The 15,803-nt window shown below is 61.4% G+C and carries 13 protein-coding genes; 9 read left to right on the top strand and 4 right to left on the bottom strand.

The genetic code is table 11. The annotated features are described in order from the left end of the window. Positions 1-110: 110 nt before the first annotated feature. The 4 genes from ACYZTY_RS13280 to ACYZTY_RS13295 form a co-directional block, all read right to left on the bottom strand. The gene (locus tag ACYZTY_RS13280) at positions 111-1,883 is read right to left on the bottom strand and encodes an acyl-CoA dehydrogenase C-terminal domain-containing protein (RefSeq protein WP_461958867.1); all 1,773 of its coding nucleotides are present in this window, start codon (positions 1,881-1,883) and stop codon (positions 111-113) included. Positions 1,884-1,946: 63 nt separating this feature from the next. Further along, entirely contained in the window at positions 1,947-3,617 is a 1,671-nt protein-coding gene (locus ACYZTY_RS13285; protein ID WP_461958868.1) for a cation acetate symporter, read from the bottom strand. After that, a complete protein-coding gene (locus ACYZTY_RS13290) occupies positions 3,617-3,943 on the bottom strand; it encodes a DUF485 domain-containing protein (RefSeq protein ID WP_461958869.1) in 327 nt (108 codons plus the stop codon). The genes ACYZTY_RS13285 and ACYZTY_RS13290 overlap by 1 nt, the downstream gene beginning before the upstream one ends. A 122-nt stretch (positions 3,944-4,065) precedes the next feature. Next, positions 4,066-5,688: an acyl-CoA synthetase gene (locus tag ACYZTY_RS13295; protein ID WP_461958870.1), complete on the bottom strand. Its 1,623-nt coding sequence runs from the start codon at positions 5,686-5,688 to the stop codon at positions 4,066-4,068. A 230-nt stretch (positions 5,689-5,918) separates the two neighbouring features. Here ACYZTY_RS13295 and ACYZTY_RS13300 point away from each other — a divergent pair, with 230 nt between their 5' ends. The 9 genes from ACYZTY_RS13300 to ACYZTY_RS13340 all read left to right on the top strand — a co-directional run bounded on the left by ACYZTY_RS13300 (position 5,919) and on the right by ACYZTY_RS13340 (position 15,803). Beyond that, positions 5,919-8,195 carry a PAS domain-containing sensor histidine kinase gene (locus ACYZTY_RS13300; protein ID WP_461958871.1) on the top strand — a complete coding sequence of 759 codons (2,277 nt, stop codon included), beginning with the start codon at positions 5,919-5,921 and terminating at the stop codon, positions 8,193-8,195. 4 nt (positions 8,196-8,199) lie between these two features. Next, positions 8,200-8,835, top strand: a complete 636-nt coding sequence (locus ACYZTY_RS13305; protein WP_134421877.1) for a response regulator transcription factor — start codon at positions 8,200-8,202, stop codon at positions 8,833-8,835. A gap of 78 nt (positions 8,836-8,913) precedes the next feature. After that, a complete protein-coding gene (locus ACYZTY_RS13310; RefSeq protein WP_461958872.1) occupies positions 8,914-10,002 on the top strand; it encodes an AI-2E family transporter in 1,089 nt (362 codons plus the stop codon). After that, positions 9,999-10,730 carry a hypothetical protein gene (locus ACYZTY_RS13315; RefSeq protein WP_461958873.1) on the top strand — a complete coding sequence of 244 codons (732 nt, stop codon included), beginning with the start codon at positions 9,999-10,001 and terminating at the stop codon, positions 10,728-10,730. The genes ACYZTY_RS13310 and ACYZTY_RS13315 overlap by 4 nt, the downstream gene beginning before the upstream one ends. Positions 10,731-10,751: 21 nt before the next feature. Further along, positions 10,752-11,216, top strand: a complete 465-nt coding sequence (locus ACYZTY_RS13320; RefSeq protein WP_461958874.1) for a MaoC family dehydratase — start codon at positions 10,752-10,754, stop codon at positions 11,214-11,216. Positions 11,217-11,361: 145 nt separating this feature from the next. Then, entirely contained in the window at positions 11,362-12,504 is a 1,143-nt protein-coding gene (locus ACYZTY_RS13325; RefSeq protein ID WP_461959314.1) for a patatin-like phospholipase family protein, read from the top strand. Between the two features lie 68 nt (positions 12,505-12,572). After that, on the top strand, positions 12,573-13,862 hold the full coding sequence (locus tag ACYZTY_RS13330) for an NAD(P)/FAD-dependent oxidoreductase (RefSeq protein WP_461958875.1): 1,290 nt from the start codon (positions 12,573-12,575) through the stop codon (positions 13,860-13,862). A 25-nt stretch (positions 13,863-13,887) separates the two neighbouring features. Next, positions 13,888-14,442, top strand: coding sequence for a helix-turn-helix domain-containing protein (locus ACYZTY_RS13335; protein ID WP_461958876.1), 555 nt, complete (start codon positions 13,888-13,890; stop codon positions 14,440-14,442). 20 nt (positions 14,443-14,462) lie between these two features. Then, positions 14,463-15,803, top strand: coding sequence for a glutamine synthetase family protein (locus ACYZTY_RS13340; protein ID WP_461958877.1), 1,341 nt, complete (start codon positions 14,463-14,465; stop codon positions 15,801-15,803).

Consider the following 15,803-nt stretch of genomic DNA (forward strand, 5'->3'; position numbering starts at 1 on the left):
TATTATGGAAAGACAGGTCCCGCGGCCCTCGCCAAATGGGCGAGGGCTTATCAATAAAAAAACGCGAACACCGAATCGAGAGGAGCGTGGCGCCGCGTGCGGTTCAATCGTTAGAACTGTTCGGCGCTCAGGCCAAACAAGGAAGCGCTGCCCGCGCGAATGGATTGCTCCAGGCTCAAAATGCGCGGCAGCAGGCGATGGATGTAGAAATCGGCGGTGGCGATTTTCGCCCCGTAGAACCCTTGGTCCTCGTTCAGCTTTTGCTTGGCAACCTGTGCCATGCGCGCCCAAAGCCAGGCGTAAGCGACGTAACCGAACAGGTGCAAATACTCGACCGAAGCTGCGCCGACTTCATTGCGATTGGTCGCGGCCTGATCCTGCAGCCAGTCGCTCAGGTCTTCCAGACGCTGCACGGCATCGAACAACTGGACGGAGTAGGGCGCATCGGGCTGGTGGGCGAAATGACGGATCTCACCGGTAAACTGGCGCAGCGCAGCACCGCTATCGGCGAGTACTTTGCGTCCAAGCAAGTCCAGGGCCTGAATGCCGTTGGTGCCTTCATAGATCTGTGCGATGCGCACGTCACGGACCAATTGTTCCTGGCCCCATTCGCGGATGTAGCCATGGCCGCCGAACACTTGCTGGCCGTTGATGCAGCTTTCCAGACCGGTGTCGGTGAAGAAAGCCTTGGCCACCGGGGTCAGCAGCGCGACCAGGGTTTGGGCGTTGTCGCGTTCCTTGGCGTCGTCGGAAAACTTCGCCAGGTCCAGTTGCTGTCCGACATAACTGGCGAAGGCGCGGCCGCCCTCGGTCATGGCTTTCATGCTCAGCAGCATGCGGCGCACGTCGGGGTGAACGATGATCGGGTCCGCCACTTTGTCCGGGGCAATCGCACCGGTCGGCGCGCGACTCTGCACACGTTCGCGAGCGTAAGCCACGGCACTCTGGTAGGACGCTTCGGCGCAGCCAATGCCCTGAATGCCGATGGACAGGCGTTCGTAGTTCATCATGGTGAACATCGCCGCCAGGCCTTTGTTGGCTTCGCCGACCAGCCAACCGCTGGCGCCGTCGAAGTTCATCACGCAGGTGGCCGAGGCCTTGATGCCCATCTTGTGTTCGATCGAACCGCAGCTCACGGCGTTGGCCTCGCCGAGGGAACCGTCGGCGTTGACCCGCACTTTAGGCACGACGAACAACGAAATGCCTTTCGGCCCGGCCGGCGCGTCCGGCAGTTTGGCCAGCACCAGATGAACGATGTTTTCGGTCAGGTCCTGATCGCCACCGGTGATGAAGATCTTGCTGCCGGTGATGCTGAAGCTGCCGTCGGCCTGAGGTTCGGCGCGGGTGCGGATGATCCCCAGGTCAGTGCCGGCGTGGGCTTCGGTCAGGCACATGGAGCCGGCCCAACGGCCTTCATACATCGGCGGCAGGTAGAGGTTTTTCAAGGTCTCGCTGGCGTGGGCATCCAGCGCCAGGCAGGCGCCGGAACTCAACGCCGAATACAGGGCGAAGCTTGAATTGGCGCCGTAGAGCATTTCTTCGAATTGCACGGCGAGCATTTTCGGCATGCCCATGCCGCCGAAATCAGCGTTACCGGACAAGCCCACCCAACCGCCTTCGATGTAGGTGGCATAAGCCTGTTTGAAACCGATCGGCGTGCTGACCTGGCCATCAAGCCACTGGGCGCCTTCTTCGTCGCCGCTGCGATTCAACGGCGCAATCAGGTGCGAGGTGACTTTCGCCGCCTCTTCCAGAATGGCGTCAGCGGTGGCGGCGTCGACGCTGTCGGCCAGGGCTGGCAGGCGGGCCCACAGGGCCGGGGCGTCGAACACTTCATGCAGCACAAAGCGCATGTCGCGCAGCGGGGCGTTGAATTCGGGCATAACGTGAACCTCAAAAGGTGTGCGATGGCCACGGCGCCGCAACGGCGGGCCGTGCCCTTTCAATCAATGAGCGGAAGCACTGGCGGCGCCGAGGCCAGTCTGGGCGCGAACGAACTGGTCGGCGTAGGCATCACGTTCCTTGTCGGCGCGTACGCTGCGGTCGAGTTTCGACACCACCACGATCACGAAGAACGCCAGCGGCATGGAGAACAGCGCCGGGTGGTCGTACGGGAAGATCGCGTGGGCATGGCCGAGCACGGTGACCCAGACCGCTGGCGACAGGATCACCAGTACCAAAGCGCAGATCAGGCCGGCGAAACCGCCGATGATTGCGCCTTTGGTGGTCAGGCCTTTCCAGTACATGGCCATGATCAGCACCGGGAAGTTGGTCGAGGCGGCGATGCCGAAGGTCAGGCCTACGAGGAACGCGACGTTCATCTTCTCGAACAGAATGCCCAACAGAATCGCGATGATGCCCAGGCCCACCGTGGCCATGCGGGTCACGCGCATTTCCTGTTTCTGGCTGGCTTTGCCTTTCTTGAACACCGTGGCGTAGAGGTCATGGGATATCGCCGAAGCACCTGCCAGCGCCAGCCCGGAGACCACCGCGAGGATGGTGGCAAAGGCCACGGCCGAGAGGAAACCGAAGAACAGGTTGCCACCGACCGCTTTGGCCAGGTGCATGGCGACCATGTTGCCGCCGCCGATCAAGGCGCCGCCGACTTCACCGTTGACGTAGTACTGCGGGTCGGTGCCGATGATCACCATCGCGGCAAAGCCCAGGGTGCAGACAACCAGGAAGAAGAAGCCGATGAAGCCTGTGGCGTAGAACACCGACTTGCGCGCTTCCTTGGCGTTAGGCACGGTGAAGAAACGCATCAGGATGTGCGGCAGACCGGCAATCCCGAACACCAGGCCCAGGGACATCGAAGCGGTGTTGATCGGGTCGGCGAGCATTGAGCCGGGGCCCATGATGTTCCAGCCACTGGCATGGGCCTGGACCGCTTTGTCTGCCAGGGTTTCGTAGCTGAAACCGAATTGCGACATGGCCATGACCGCCAGGGTCGTGCCGCCAGCGAGCAGCAACACAGCCTTGATGATCTGCACCCACGTGGTAGCGATCATGCCGCCGAAAATCACGTAGACCAGCATCAACGCACCGACGATCACCACGGCAACCGGGTAGTCGAGACCGAACAGCAACTTGATCAACTGACCGGCGCCGACCATCTGCACGATCAGGTAGCAGCACACCACCGTCAGCGAACCGAACGCGGCGAAGATCCGCACCTTGTTCTGGTCCAGTCGATAGGAAACGATGTCGGCGAAGGTGTAGCGGCCCAGGTTGCGCAGGCGCTCGGCCATCAGGAAGGTGATGATCGGCCAGCCGACGAAGAAGCCGATGGTATAGATGAAACCATCGTAGCCTTTGGCGAACACCAGGCTGGACAGCCCCAGCAGCGTGGCCGCGGACATGTAGTCGCCGGCAATCGCCAGACCGTTCTGGAACCCGGTAATGCCACCGCCTGCGGTGTAGAAGTCCGAGGTGGATTTGGTTTGCCGCGCGGCCCACCAGGTAATCGCCAGGGTGCCCAGCACGAAGACGAAGAACATGCCGATGGCATGCAGGTTGAGCGGTTGTTTGTCCACCGCGCCCACGGTCGGGGCGGCGAGGACGAGGGAGGCCGGCAACAGACCGGCAGTGGCGAGGATGAGCTTACGGAACAGGTTCATCACTTGCTCTCCTCAAGAATGGCGGCACCCAGCGCATCGAAGCGCGTATTGGCGCGGTAGACGTACCAACCGGTCAGGAGCCAGGAAAAAATGATGATCGCCGCGCCCACCGGCATGCCCAGGGTCAACATCCGATGTTCGGCGATCGGCGCATGCAGCCACTGCGGGGCAAACGCCACCACCAGCATGAACCCGTAGTAAGTGCCCAGCACGGCGGCACTCAGCGACCAGGCCAGGCGCGAACGGCTGCTCACCAATTGAAGGAATTTCGGGTTGCTCCGAATGCGTTCACAGCGTTGGGTATCGGTTGAATGGATGTCGATCATGGGTGGCTCCACCTTGTTTTTGTTATGTGTCCGGGGGCAGGGCAGAGCCGAATTCGGCCTGCACGAACCCGAAGCGGCAGGTAAAGGCACCTGCCGCTTGATGGGTAAAACGTCGGTTCGGGTTAGAGCGCTTTGGCCCTGTCGCGCAGAACGTACTTCTGGATCTTGCCGGTGGATGTTTTCGGCAACAGGGTGAAGATCACCGTTCGCGGGACTTTGAAACCGGCCAGGTGTTCACGGCAGAAACTGATGATGTCGTCCTCGCGCACGTCCTGGTGATCCGCCTTCAAGGTGACAAAGGCGCAAGGGGTTTCGCCCCATTTTTCATCGGGACGGGCAACCACGGCCGCTTCCATTACACCCGGATGTCGATACAGCACGCCTTCCAGTTCGATGGTGGAAATGTTCTCGCCGCCGGAAATGATGATGTCCTTGAGCCGGTCCTTGATCTCGACATAACCGTTGGGATGACACACCGCCAGGTCGCCGGTATGGAACCAGCCGCCCTCGAAGGCTTCGGCGGTGGCGGTCGGGTTCTTCAGGTAACCCTTCATCACGGTGTTGCCGCGCATGAAAATCTCGCCGATGGTTTGACCGTCGCGGGGGGTGGGTTCCAGCGTCTTCGAGTCGCCGACCATCACGCCTTCGAGTGTCGGGTAGCGCACGCCCTGACGGGATTTGATTTGCGCTCGTTCATCCAGCGCCAACTCATCCCATTCGGCATGCCAGGCGCAGAGCGTCACTGGGCCGTAGGTTTCGGTCAGGCCATAGACGTGGGTGACCTTGATGCCCATCTCTTCGACGGCGCCAATCACTTTGGCTGGCGGTGCAGCGCCGGCGACCATCGCATTGACAGGGTGATCGATGGCCGCTTTTGCCGATTCCGGCATGTTGACCAAGGCATTGAGCACAATCGGCGCAGCGCACAGGTGCGTCACTTGATGCTCGCGGATCAGGGTGAGGATTTTCTGCGGATCGACCCGGCGCAGGAACACATGCACGCCGGCCATTGCGGTGATGACCCACGGGTAGCACCACCCGTTGCAATGGAACATCGGCAAGGTCCAGAGGTACACCGGATGGTTGCCCATGGCCCAGGTCATCTGGTTGCCCAGCGAGTTCAGGTACGCGCCGCGATGGTGGTAAACCACGCCTTTGGGGTTGCCGGTGGTGCCGGAGGTGTAGTTCAGCGAGATGGCTTGCCACTCGTTGGCCGGCCATTGCCAGTCGAAATCCGGATCGCCTTCGGCCAGCAGCGCTTCATAGTCCAGGTCGCTGACGGCCTGGCCTTCACCGTATTCCGGGTCATTGACGTCGATCACCAACGGCGGGTGATCAAGCATGCCGATGGCCGCGTGAATCACGTCGTGGAATTCGCGATCGGTGATCAGCACCTTGGCCTCGCCATGCTGCAGCATGAAGGCAATGGCTTCGGCATCCAGGCGTACGTTGAGCGGGTTGAGCACCGCGCCGATCATCGGCACGCCGAAATGCACTTCAAGCATCTCCGGGATATTAGGCAGCATCACCGCCACCGTGTCGTTTTTGCCGATGCCGCGACCGGCCAGCGCCGAGGCCAGACGTCGGCAGCGGGTGTAAGTCTGCGCCCAGGTACGACGAATCGAGCCGTGGATGACGGCCGGGTAGTGGGGGTAAACGCTGGCGGTGCGCTCGATGAAGCTGAGCGGAGACAAGGCAATATGATTGACAGCCGAAGGGCCTAGCCCTTGTTCATAGATCGACATGACGGGTACTCGGTGGCTGATTGTTAGCTCTATGGATGGCCTGTTCAGCGTAGCCGCTGAGGTCATCCTTTATGTCCGGCCTGCTTTATATAACAATCTGCCATGCATATGGAAGTACAACCTACGCAGTATAGTAGTTGTACTATATTTTATTCTTCGGCGTCCAAATGAATGCGGCGATACCTCTAGAGCCGGTATATTCTTGGCTCCCCCGACAAAGCGGCCCCGTGATGACCCTGACCCCCGTTCGATTGCACAGCTGGTTACGCCTGCAACGCGAAGGCGTGTCCCTGGCCGCCCGGGCTGATGCGTTGTGCCGTGCGTTGCAGGAATGTCCCGAGGTGCGCCGGGCGGTTTATCTGAGCTGGCAACCCACTGCGCGGATTTACAGCCACGAGGGCGCGGCGCAGCATTTCCCTCCGGGTCTGGGCGATCCGTCGCTGGCCAGCGATCAACTGCTGTTTGATCGGCTGGTCGAGACCGGGCGGCTGGACCTGGCGCAAGTGCGGCAGCTCGATTGCTGGTTGTCCGGCCGGTTGCGCCGGGCCGCGATCAGCCATGGCCAGGTGTTTGATCTGGCTTTGCAGTCGGGGCAGGCAGGCCTGTTGCTGGTGGAAGTCTGTGACGGCGTGAGCCTTGACTGGCTCGGTTGGGTGCAGGATTTGCTGACGACCTTGCTCAGCAGCGTCAACGGCATGCTGCGGGGGTCACCGCTGTTGGGTCACGACCCACAACCGAGTCTGTTGCTCGATGCGCAGGGCCGGCCGCTGGAGTTCAATGCGGCGCTGCTGGCGTTGCTCGCGGAAAAATCACTGACCGAAGTGCTGGGCTTTTTGCCGGTGAATCACCGGGTGCTGGTGCGCGCCTGCCTTGACCAGCAACGGGCCATCGAAGGGGTGGAAGCTCAGTTCGAGGCGCAGATTCTGATCTGGACGTTTATCCCCGATCCCCAGGACAACCGCGTGCTCGCCCGTTGTCGTGATGCCACGGTCCAAGTGCGGGCCGAACGTGAAGCGGCCACGGCACGGCGGCTGTACCGACTGATCATCGAGAACACCACCGACCTGATTTCCCGGCACACCCCGGACGGGCGTTTTCTTGATGCCTCGCCGGCGTCCTGGACATTGCTCGGTTACTGGCCTGAAGAGTTGCGCGGGCAAATGGCCCAGGGCCTGTTCCATGGTCAGGACCTGGCCAACCTGGTCCAGCGCGCGCGAGACGCTCTGGAGCAGGACGGTTATCACACCATGACCTACCGCATTCGCCATCGTGCCGGGCATTACTTGTGGTTCGAAACCGCCAGCCGGGCGATTCGTGAAACCTACACCGGCGCGGTGGTCGAAGTGGTCAGCGTATCCCGGGACATCACCGCCCGCGTGCAAGCCGAAGAGAACAAGCGGCGCCTGGCCGAAGTCGTCGAGGCCAACACCGATCCGGTGTTGTTCATCGACCCTGACGGGCAAGTGACTTACCTCAACCCGGCGGCGCGGCGCATCCTCGGCATCGACGAGGAACAACCGATGCCGGCCCTGGCGCAACTGTTTTCCAGCGCCGACCTGACGCGCCTGCAACGTGACGGCTGGAGCAGCGCCGAACGCGACGGCGTGTGGAGCACCGATGCGCGGTTGCAGCCACCTGGTGGCGGCACTTCAGTGCCGGTGTCGCTGGTGTTGCTGGCGCACCGTTCGGCCGGCGGCGAGCGTTATTACTCATTGGTGGCGCGGGACATGACGGAGCGTGAACTGCGCGAGGTGCAACAGCGCCGCCATCAAGACGAATTGGCGCACACCGCGCGGCTGGTCACGCTGGGCGAGTTGGCCTCGGGCATTGCCCACGAAATCAACCAGCCACTGGCCGCTGTGGTCAATTATGCCAATGCCAGTCAGCGCTATTTACACACACTCGATTCCAATCCCCAGGCCGCCGAAAGAGTGGCCCAAGGGCTGCAACGCATCACCCATCACGCCACGCATGCCTCGGAAGTGATCAAGCGTCTGCGGGCGTTTCTGCGCAAGGGCCAGCGCCGCATGCAGGCGCTGAATTTTACCGACGTCGCCCGCGAGGCCGTGCGTTTGTGTGCCTGGGAGGCGAGTAATTGCCAAGTGACAATCGAGGATCGACTGCCGGATAATCTGCCGCCCGTTTATGCCGACCGGGTGTTGCTGGAGCAGGTGCTGCTCAATCTGTTGCGCAATGCCATCGACGCCAACCGCGAACAACATCCGGGGCAACCTTCGCTGATCGTGATGGCGGCGGAGCAGGGCATTGGTGCAACCGTGGAAATCAGCGTGCAAGACCAGGGACCGGGCGTCAGTGAGCCCGAACTGGAGCAGATCTTTACCCCGTTCTATACCAGCAAGGCCGAAGGGCTGGGCCTTGGCTTGTCCATGAGCCGCAGCATCATCGAAGGTTTTGGCGGTGAATTGCAGGCCCGGCGCCAACCGGTCGGGCTGCTGATGAGTTGCCGCTTGCCGCTTGCCGGCCCAACAAAACAACAACAGGAATAATGCAATGGCAGGTGTGACGGAGCACGTGGTGTATGTGGTCGACGATGACCAGGGCATGCTTGATTCAACGGTCTGGTTACTGGAATCGGTCGGGCTCAAGGCCTTGCCGTTCACCAGTGGCGTGGAGTTTCTCAGTGCCTGTGACGCCACGCTCGATGCCTGTGTGCTGCTCGATGTGCGCATGCCCGGCATGGGCGGTTTGAACGTCCAGGAAGAGATGCGCGCACGTGAGCTGAACCTGCCGATCATATTCGTCAGCGGGCATGCCGATGTGCCGATTGTGGTGCGCGCGTTCAAGGCCGGCGCCCATGACTTCATCGAGAAACCCTACAACGAGCAGTTGTTGCTGGACAGCGTGCAACAGGCGCTCAGCAACTGCGCGGCCAACCGTTCGGGCAACCAGGGCCATGAAGCCTTGCAGGCACGCTTGCTGACACTGACACCACGCGAGCGCGATGTCTTGCTGCCGCTGGTGCAGGGTTACACCACCCGCGAAATCGCCGAGCAACTGGGCGTCAGCGCAAAAACCGTCGACCTGTATCGCTCGCGCGTGATGAAGCGCATGCAGGCCAATACCCTGCCGGACCTGGTCGGCATGGCCATTGCCGCCGAACTGGTCGACCCGCTGAAACTGCGATGAGGATTCGCGCCGGGTATTGAGCGTCTATGCTGGGCTAACCGACCCGCTACCGTTGCAGTGATCTGCAAGGAGGCATCCGTGGAGCCCACGTCCTTTTCCGAAAAAACGCTCACTCGCACGCTGCTTGATGTACTGATTCGTGCAGGGCTGATCGCCGTCCTGGTGCTGTTCTGCTTCGAGATATTCAGCCCCTTCCGCGACTTGATGCTGTGGTCGCTGATCCTGGCGATCACCCTCTATCCGCTGCAAGAACGGATTCGGGGGACGCACAAACCGGGGCACGTGGCGACGCTGATCATTTTGATCGCCATCGTCATCCTGATGGTGCCGATCTACCTGCTGGGCACCTCGATTGCCGACTCGGTCGAACACGCGATGGAAATCGTCAAGGGCGGCAGTTTTCACATTCCGCCACCGGCCGAGTCAGTCGCCAGTTGGCCACTGGTGGGCCAGCCGCTTTCTGATCTATGGCTACAGGCCTCAACCAATCTTCCCGACCTGACCGCGAAATACGTACCGCAGATCAAACACGCCAGCCTGGGCCTGTTGGGCAAACTGGCCGGTGTCGGCATGGGATTCCTGACCTTCATCTTCGCCTTGATCATTGCCGGAATTTTCATGGCCCATGGTGAAGGTGGCAGACGCGCCGCGGTCCAGATTGCCTCGAGAGTCAGCGGTCCGGCCAGGGGCCCGAAAATCGCCGAACTGTGCACCGCCACCATTCGCGCGGTCGCGCTGGGTGTGGTCGGCATCGCCTTCATCCAGATGCTGCTGGTGGGCCTCGGCTTTGTCTTCAAGGGCATCCCCGGCGCCGGTTTGCTGGCCCTCGCGGTGCTGCTGCTCGGCATCATGCAGTTGCCGGTCTCGCTGATTACGCTGCCGGTGATTGGCTTTGTCTTTGCCACCGAAGGGGCCAGCACGGCGACCATTATCTTCGCTATCTATGTGTTCATTGCCGGCCTGGTGGATAACGTCCTCAAACCTTTGCTGTTAGGACGCGGTGTCGACGTGCCGATGCCGGTGGTGCTGATCGGCGCCTTGGGCGGCATGGTCACCAGCGGCATCATCGGGCTGTTCATCGGCCCGGTAGTGCTTGCCGTTGGCTATCAATTATTCTGGCAATGGGTGCAGGATCGACCGCCGGAGGGAGGAGGGCCGCCATTATGAGTGCGCAGGATCATCAACTGCTGGATCAGGTGCTGACCGCCCATGGTGGTCTGGACCGCTGGAACAGCTTCGACACCGTCCGCGCCACGCTGGTGACCGGAGGTTCGCTCTGGGGCGCGAAAGGGCTGACCCAGGACAGCGCCCCTCGCCAGATGACCGTTTGGCTGCATGAACAGAAAGCCTCGGTGACTCCCTTTGGTGGCCCGGATAAACGGACAGCCTATTCACCCGACAGAATCGCCATCGAAACCACGGACGGTACGGTGATCGCCGAGCGCCAGACGCCCCGGGAATCTTTCCGCGACCACGACGAAAACAGCCCTTGGGATCCACTGCATCGCGCGTACTTCAACGGCTATGCGCTCTGGTCCTACCTGACCATGCCATTCCTGTTCACGTTGCCGGGTGTGGTGACCGAGGAAATCGAACCCTGGCAAGAGGCCGCACAGCGCTGGCGTCGCTTGCGGGTGCATTTCCCCGAAAGCATCGCCACGCACAGCGCCGTACAGGATTTCTACTTCGGCGAAGACTTCCTGCTGCGTCGACACGATTACAACGTCGACGTGAGTGGTGGCATGCCGGCCGCCCAATATGTGTCTGACTACATCGAAGCTGACGGGCTGCGAATGCCCGGCAAGCGGCGTGCCTACCGACGCGCAGAGGACGGCCAGGCTAACAAGGATGCGTTGCTGGTGGCTATCGATCTCAGCGAACTCGGCTATTCGTAATACTCTTCGGAGGGATGAATCATGACCGTGCATGCCTGGGAAAAACTCTACCTTGATGACCTGAGCCTGGGTCAGCAGTTCGAAAGCGACAGCCTGCGCGTCCATCGAGCGTCGATGCTGGCCTTCGCTCAGGAGTACGACCCGCAACCGTTTCACCTCGACCCTGAAGCCGCCGAGCTGAGCCTGTTCCGTGGCCTGGCCGCCAGCGGCTGGAACACGGCCGCCCTGACCATGAAGCTGCTGGTGGAAAGCGTACCGCTGGCGGACGGCATCATCGGGCTGGGCATCGAGCTGAGCTGGCCGACACCAACCTACCCCGACGACCTGTTGCGCCTGCAATGCACCGTGCAGGCCATCGACCCGTCCAGCACCAAGCCCGACCGGGGCGTGGTGACGATGTTCATGGAAACCCTCAACCAGAATGACAAGGTGGTACAACGAGCCACTGGCAAACTGCTGGTGTTCAGGAGACCACCGCCCGACTGAAAAGTAGTCATGGGTGTGTGGGGCGCGTGCATGATGGCTGAGGTCAAGTTCATGAGTCAGTCGAGCGCGTGCTCTGTCGATGGCAGGGACCGGAGGAGGCGTTTTGAAACCATTTCTGCCCAGGCCCAGCGCCTCAACCATGAACATGCTGCGTGAGGGCTGCCTGCAACGCCGTGACGCGGTGCCGCAAGCGCTGACGGAACAAGCGGTCATCCCGGGCATCCCGAATGCGCGCTATTGGCTGGATCAGGACCTGACGCTGTTCATTCGGGACGCGACTTTAGCCAACGATCGAGAGGTCGAGGCGCTCGCCGACTCAGCGTTGCCGCCCGACATGCTGCCACGGGGCTATTACCTGGCCATTTCGGGGGGCGGCGACGCCGGCACCTTCGCGGCGGGCATCATTGCGGGCTGGACCTTGCATGGGAGCCGACCTGCTTTCAAGGTCGTCACCGGCATCAGCGCGGGCGCCCTGGTCGCCCCGTTCGCTTACCTGGGGCCTGAGTACGACAGCGTCATACTGGGGATCTGCAGTGCAATCGGTCCCAAAGACGTGTTCCATTCGCGAAGTATGCTGACCCGCCTGGCCAGCGACGGAATCGCGGACAGCAAGCCACTGGCGCGGCTCATTGCCAAGTACATCACCGCCGACGTGCTGGCGGCTATCGCCGCGCAATACGCCAAGGGAAGACTGCTGATGATCGGTACCACCGATCTGGATGCCGGGCGTCCCGTGACCTGGAACATGGGCGCGATTGCTTCCAGCGGAGCACCGGGAGCGCTGCACCTGTTTCGCAACATCATGATCGCGTCGATGAGCATTCCCGGCGCCGTCTCACCGGTGATGATCGATGTGGAGGTCGACGGCAAACAGTTTCAGGAAATGCACGTGGACGGAGGTGTCCTCACTCAAGTGTTCCTTTACCCGCCGGGCACCGTGGTGGCGCTGAACAGCGTAACCGGCGCGCGCATACGTCGGGAGCGGCATTTCTATGTCATTCGCAACGGCAAACTGGTGCCGCAATGGTCCGGCACCAAGCGCCGAACCTTGAGCATCGGCGGGCGCGCCATCAGCACCTTGATCCAGACTCAGGGGATCAGCGACCTCGATCGCATTTACCGCATCGCCCAGCAGGATGGGGCGGACTTCAATCTGGCGTACATCGGCGCCGACTTTCATTTTCCGCGCAATCAGAAATTCGATGGCGAGTACATGAAGCGGCTGTTCGATTACGCCTTTCAACTCAGCGCGAAAGGCTATCCCTGGCATAAATCGCCGAACGGGTGAGTTGTCTGAATGAAATTTATGCTGTAGTTTTTCATGAAATTATAAAAACATAATTTCATGAGGCTTGTATGTTTCAACAGTCCACGCAGCATGTCGCCAGTTATTACGCCCACAGTTGCGCTGATCGCTTCATCACCCGACCGGCCCTGACTGGTGAGCAAAACGCCGAGGTGGTGATCATCGGTGCCGGCTTCAGCGGCCTGCATACCGCGTTGCGCCTGGCGTTGGCCGGCAAGCGCGTGACGCTGCTGGAAGCCAGCCGGGTGGCATGGGCAGCGTCGGGGCGCAATGGCGGTCAGGCCATTCTTGGCTGGTCGTGCGACATGCCTCCGCTGGAAGCAGCGCTGGGCTATGAACGTGCGCGACGGTTGTGGGACGGCATGCGCTGGGCGGCGCAAGAGCTGCGTGAACTGCCGGCTCGCCATGGTTTCGACTGTGACTATCGCGCCGGCCATTTATGGACCTCGGTCATGCCCCGTCGGGTCGGTCTGCTGACCGAATGGCAGCGCGAAGCCAGTCACAAGTGGGGCCACGATGGCTTGCAGTTCATCCGCCGTGAGCAGTTGCCGGAATGGGTGGCCAGCGACCGTTACCAGGCAGGGCTTTATGACCCCGAGGGCGCTCACCTCAATCCGCTGAAACTGGCCCTCGGCCTGGCCGCCGCCATCGAACGGGCGGGCGGCCGTATCCATGAGCAAAGCAAAGCCTTGAGTTATCGAGAGGAGGGTGGTCAGTTCCTGGTGAACACCGAACGCGGGTCGATTCGCGCAGATGTGCTGGTGCTGGCCTGCAATGCCTATCTCGACCGGCTCGACCCGCAACTGGCCAGTTGCGTGTTGCCGGTGGGGACTTATCAAGTTGCCACCGCACCGCTAACGGCAGAGCAAGCGACTGCGCTGCTGCCAAGCAATGTCTGCGTCACCGACAACCAGTTCGTTCTCGACTATTTCCGTCGCACGCCGGACAACCGCCTGCTGTTCGGCGGTGGCTGCACCTATCTGGGTGGCATGCCCAAGGACATTGCCGGTGCGACCCGGCCGTTTCTGGAACGGGTTTTCCCGCAGCTCAAAGGCGTAGAACTGGAATTCGCCTGGGGCGGGCATATCGACCTGACGCTCAAACGCACACCGGACATTGGTAGATGGGGTGATCGCTACTGGCTTCAGGGCTACTCCGGGCATGGTGTGCTGCCGACGCTGGCCGCCGCCCGCGCCGTGTCCGACGCGATTCTTGGCCAGAGCGATGAACTGGCGTTGTATCAGGGCTTGAGTAACCCCAGCTTCCCAGGCGGGAAACACTTGGCGGCGCCGCTGGAAGCCATCGGCAAGGCGTGGTATCGACTGCGCGACAGCATTTGATGAATTATTTGGCGGAAATCCAGGCATGAACAAGCAAGAAGAAATCGCTGCGCTGGCGATCCTTATTCACGATCTGCGCAAGCACAAGAAATACACCTTGAAGGACCTGGCCGACCAGATCGGTCGTTCCGTGGGCTTTCTCTCGCAGGTCGAACGCGGCCTGTCACGGCCCACCGTGGCGGACCTGACGGCGATCAGCGAAACCCTGGGCGTGCCGACGACCTACTTCTACAGCCTGCCGAAACCCAAGGAACTGCCGTGGGTCACGCGCCCGGATGAACGCCGCACGCTGTACTACGCCAATGGCATTACCGACATCCTGGTGTCGCCGAAAATGCGCGCTTCGTTTTCCATGCTCGAAAGTCACCTCGAAGCCGGCGCCAGCAGCGGCGAACGGCATCTGACTGATAGCTCGGAGCAGGGCGGCTACGTGCTCGAAGGCGAGTTGACGCTGTGGTTGGGCGATGACGATGGCGTCACCTTGCAGGCCGGCGACAGCTTTCAGTTCGACAGCCATACCCGTTGCCGTTACGGCAACCTCACCGAGCACCTCACACGAGTGCTTTGGGTTTACACCTGATAACCACAATAGGACCCACCATGATGGACGCTGATCTGCTGGCCGAAGTGCAAGCCTTCCGCCAACGCTACCCCGATGTACGTTATGTCGACCTGATTTCCCTGGACATTCCGGGGCACTTCTACGGCAAGCGCTATCCCGTGGACATGCTGGAAAAGGTTGCGGCCGGCAGCGCGCTGAAACTGCCGCAGAACTGTGTGCTGCTGGGCGTGCAAGGCGGGTTGTTCAAGATTGGCGATTACTGCTTTAACGACGGCGACCCGGATGCGCTGCGCCGGCTGGTGCCGGGCACACTCAAACCGGTGAGCTGGGAAGCACAGCCGCTGGGGCAAATGCTGATCACTTCGGACGGCACCGAACATCCGATCGTTTTCGAGCCGCGCCAGGTGCTGGCGCAGGTGCTGGACAGGCTCGCGGGCAAAGGCATTCATCCGGTGGTGGCATTCGAACTGGAGTTCTATCTGTTCGATAAAAAGCTGCGCGACGGGCTGCCGCAATTTCCCCGCGACGGCCTGACCGACGATGCCGATGATCAACCGAACATGCACATCGAGCGCCTGTCACGCTTTGCCCCGGTGCTCGATGACATGGTCGAGGCGTCGCGGGCTCAAGGCATCGATACCACGGTGATCACCGCCGAACTCGGCCCGGGCCAGTTCGAAATCAATTTCGGTCATCTCGATGATGGTTTGCGTGCGGCGGACTGGGCGGCCCTGTTTTGTCGCAGCAGCCGGGGCGTGGCCCTGAAACATGGCTACCGCGCCAGTTTCATGGCCAAACCTTACTTGCAGCACCCGGGCAGCGGCATGCATGTGCATGTCAGCCTTTACGACGCTGCCGGCAACAACATCCTCGCGGCGAACCAGCAGCAATCGCTGCGTCATGCGGTGGCGGGTTGTCTGGAACTGCTGCCGCACTGCATGCCGATCTTCGCGCCCAACCAGAACGCGTTTCGCCGTCTGGGCGGCACGACGAACATCGCCACGCGGGCGAGCTGGGGCTTTGAGGATCGTGATGCGTGCCTGCGCATTCCGGAATCGGATGCAAAAAACCTGCGCATTGAACATCGCCTGTCCGGCGCCGATGCCAATCCCTACCTGGTGTTGGCGGCGATTCTGGTGGGACTGGAACATGGCCTGGAAGCGGGCAACGAACCGATCCAGCCGCTCAACGAAGACCGCAACAGCGGGGTCGACTTCCCGCTGGAAATGCTCGAAGCGGTGCGCGCCCTGCAGCATCAACCGCACCTGCGCGAAGGGCTGGGCGCGGAGTTCATCGATGTCTATTGCGAGAACAAGCGCCAGGATCATCTGGCGTTCATGCAGGAGATCAGTGCGCGGGAGTATCGCTGGTACCTGTAA

It is taken from the genome of Pseudomonas sp. LB1P83, from assembly GCF_054897885.1.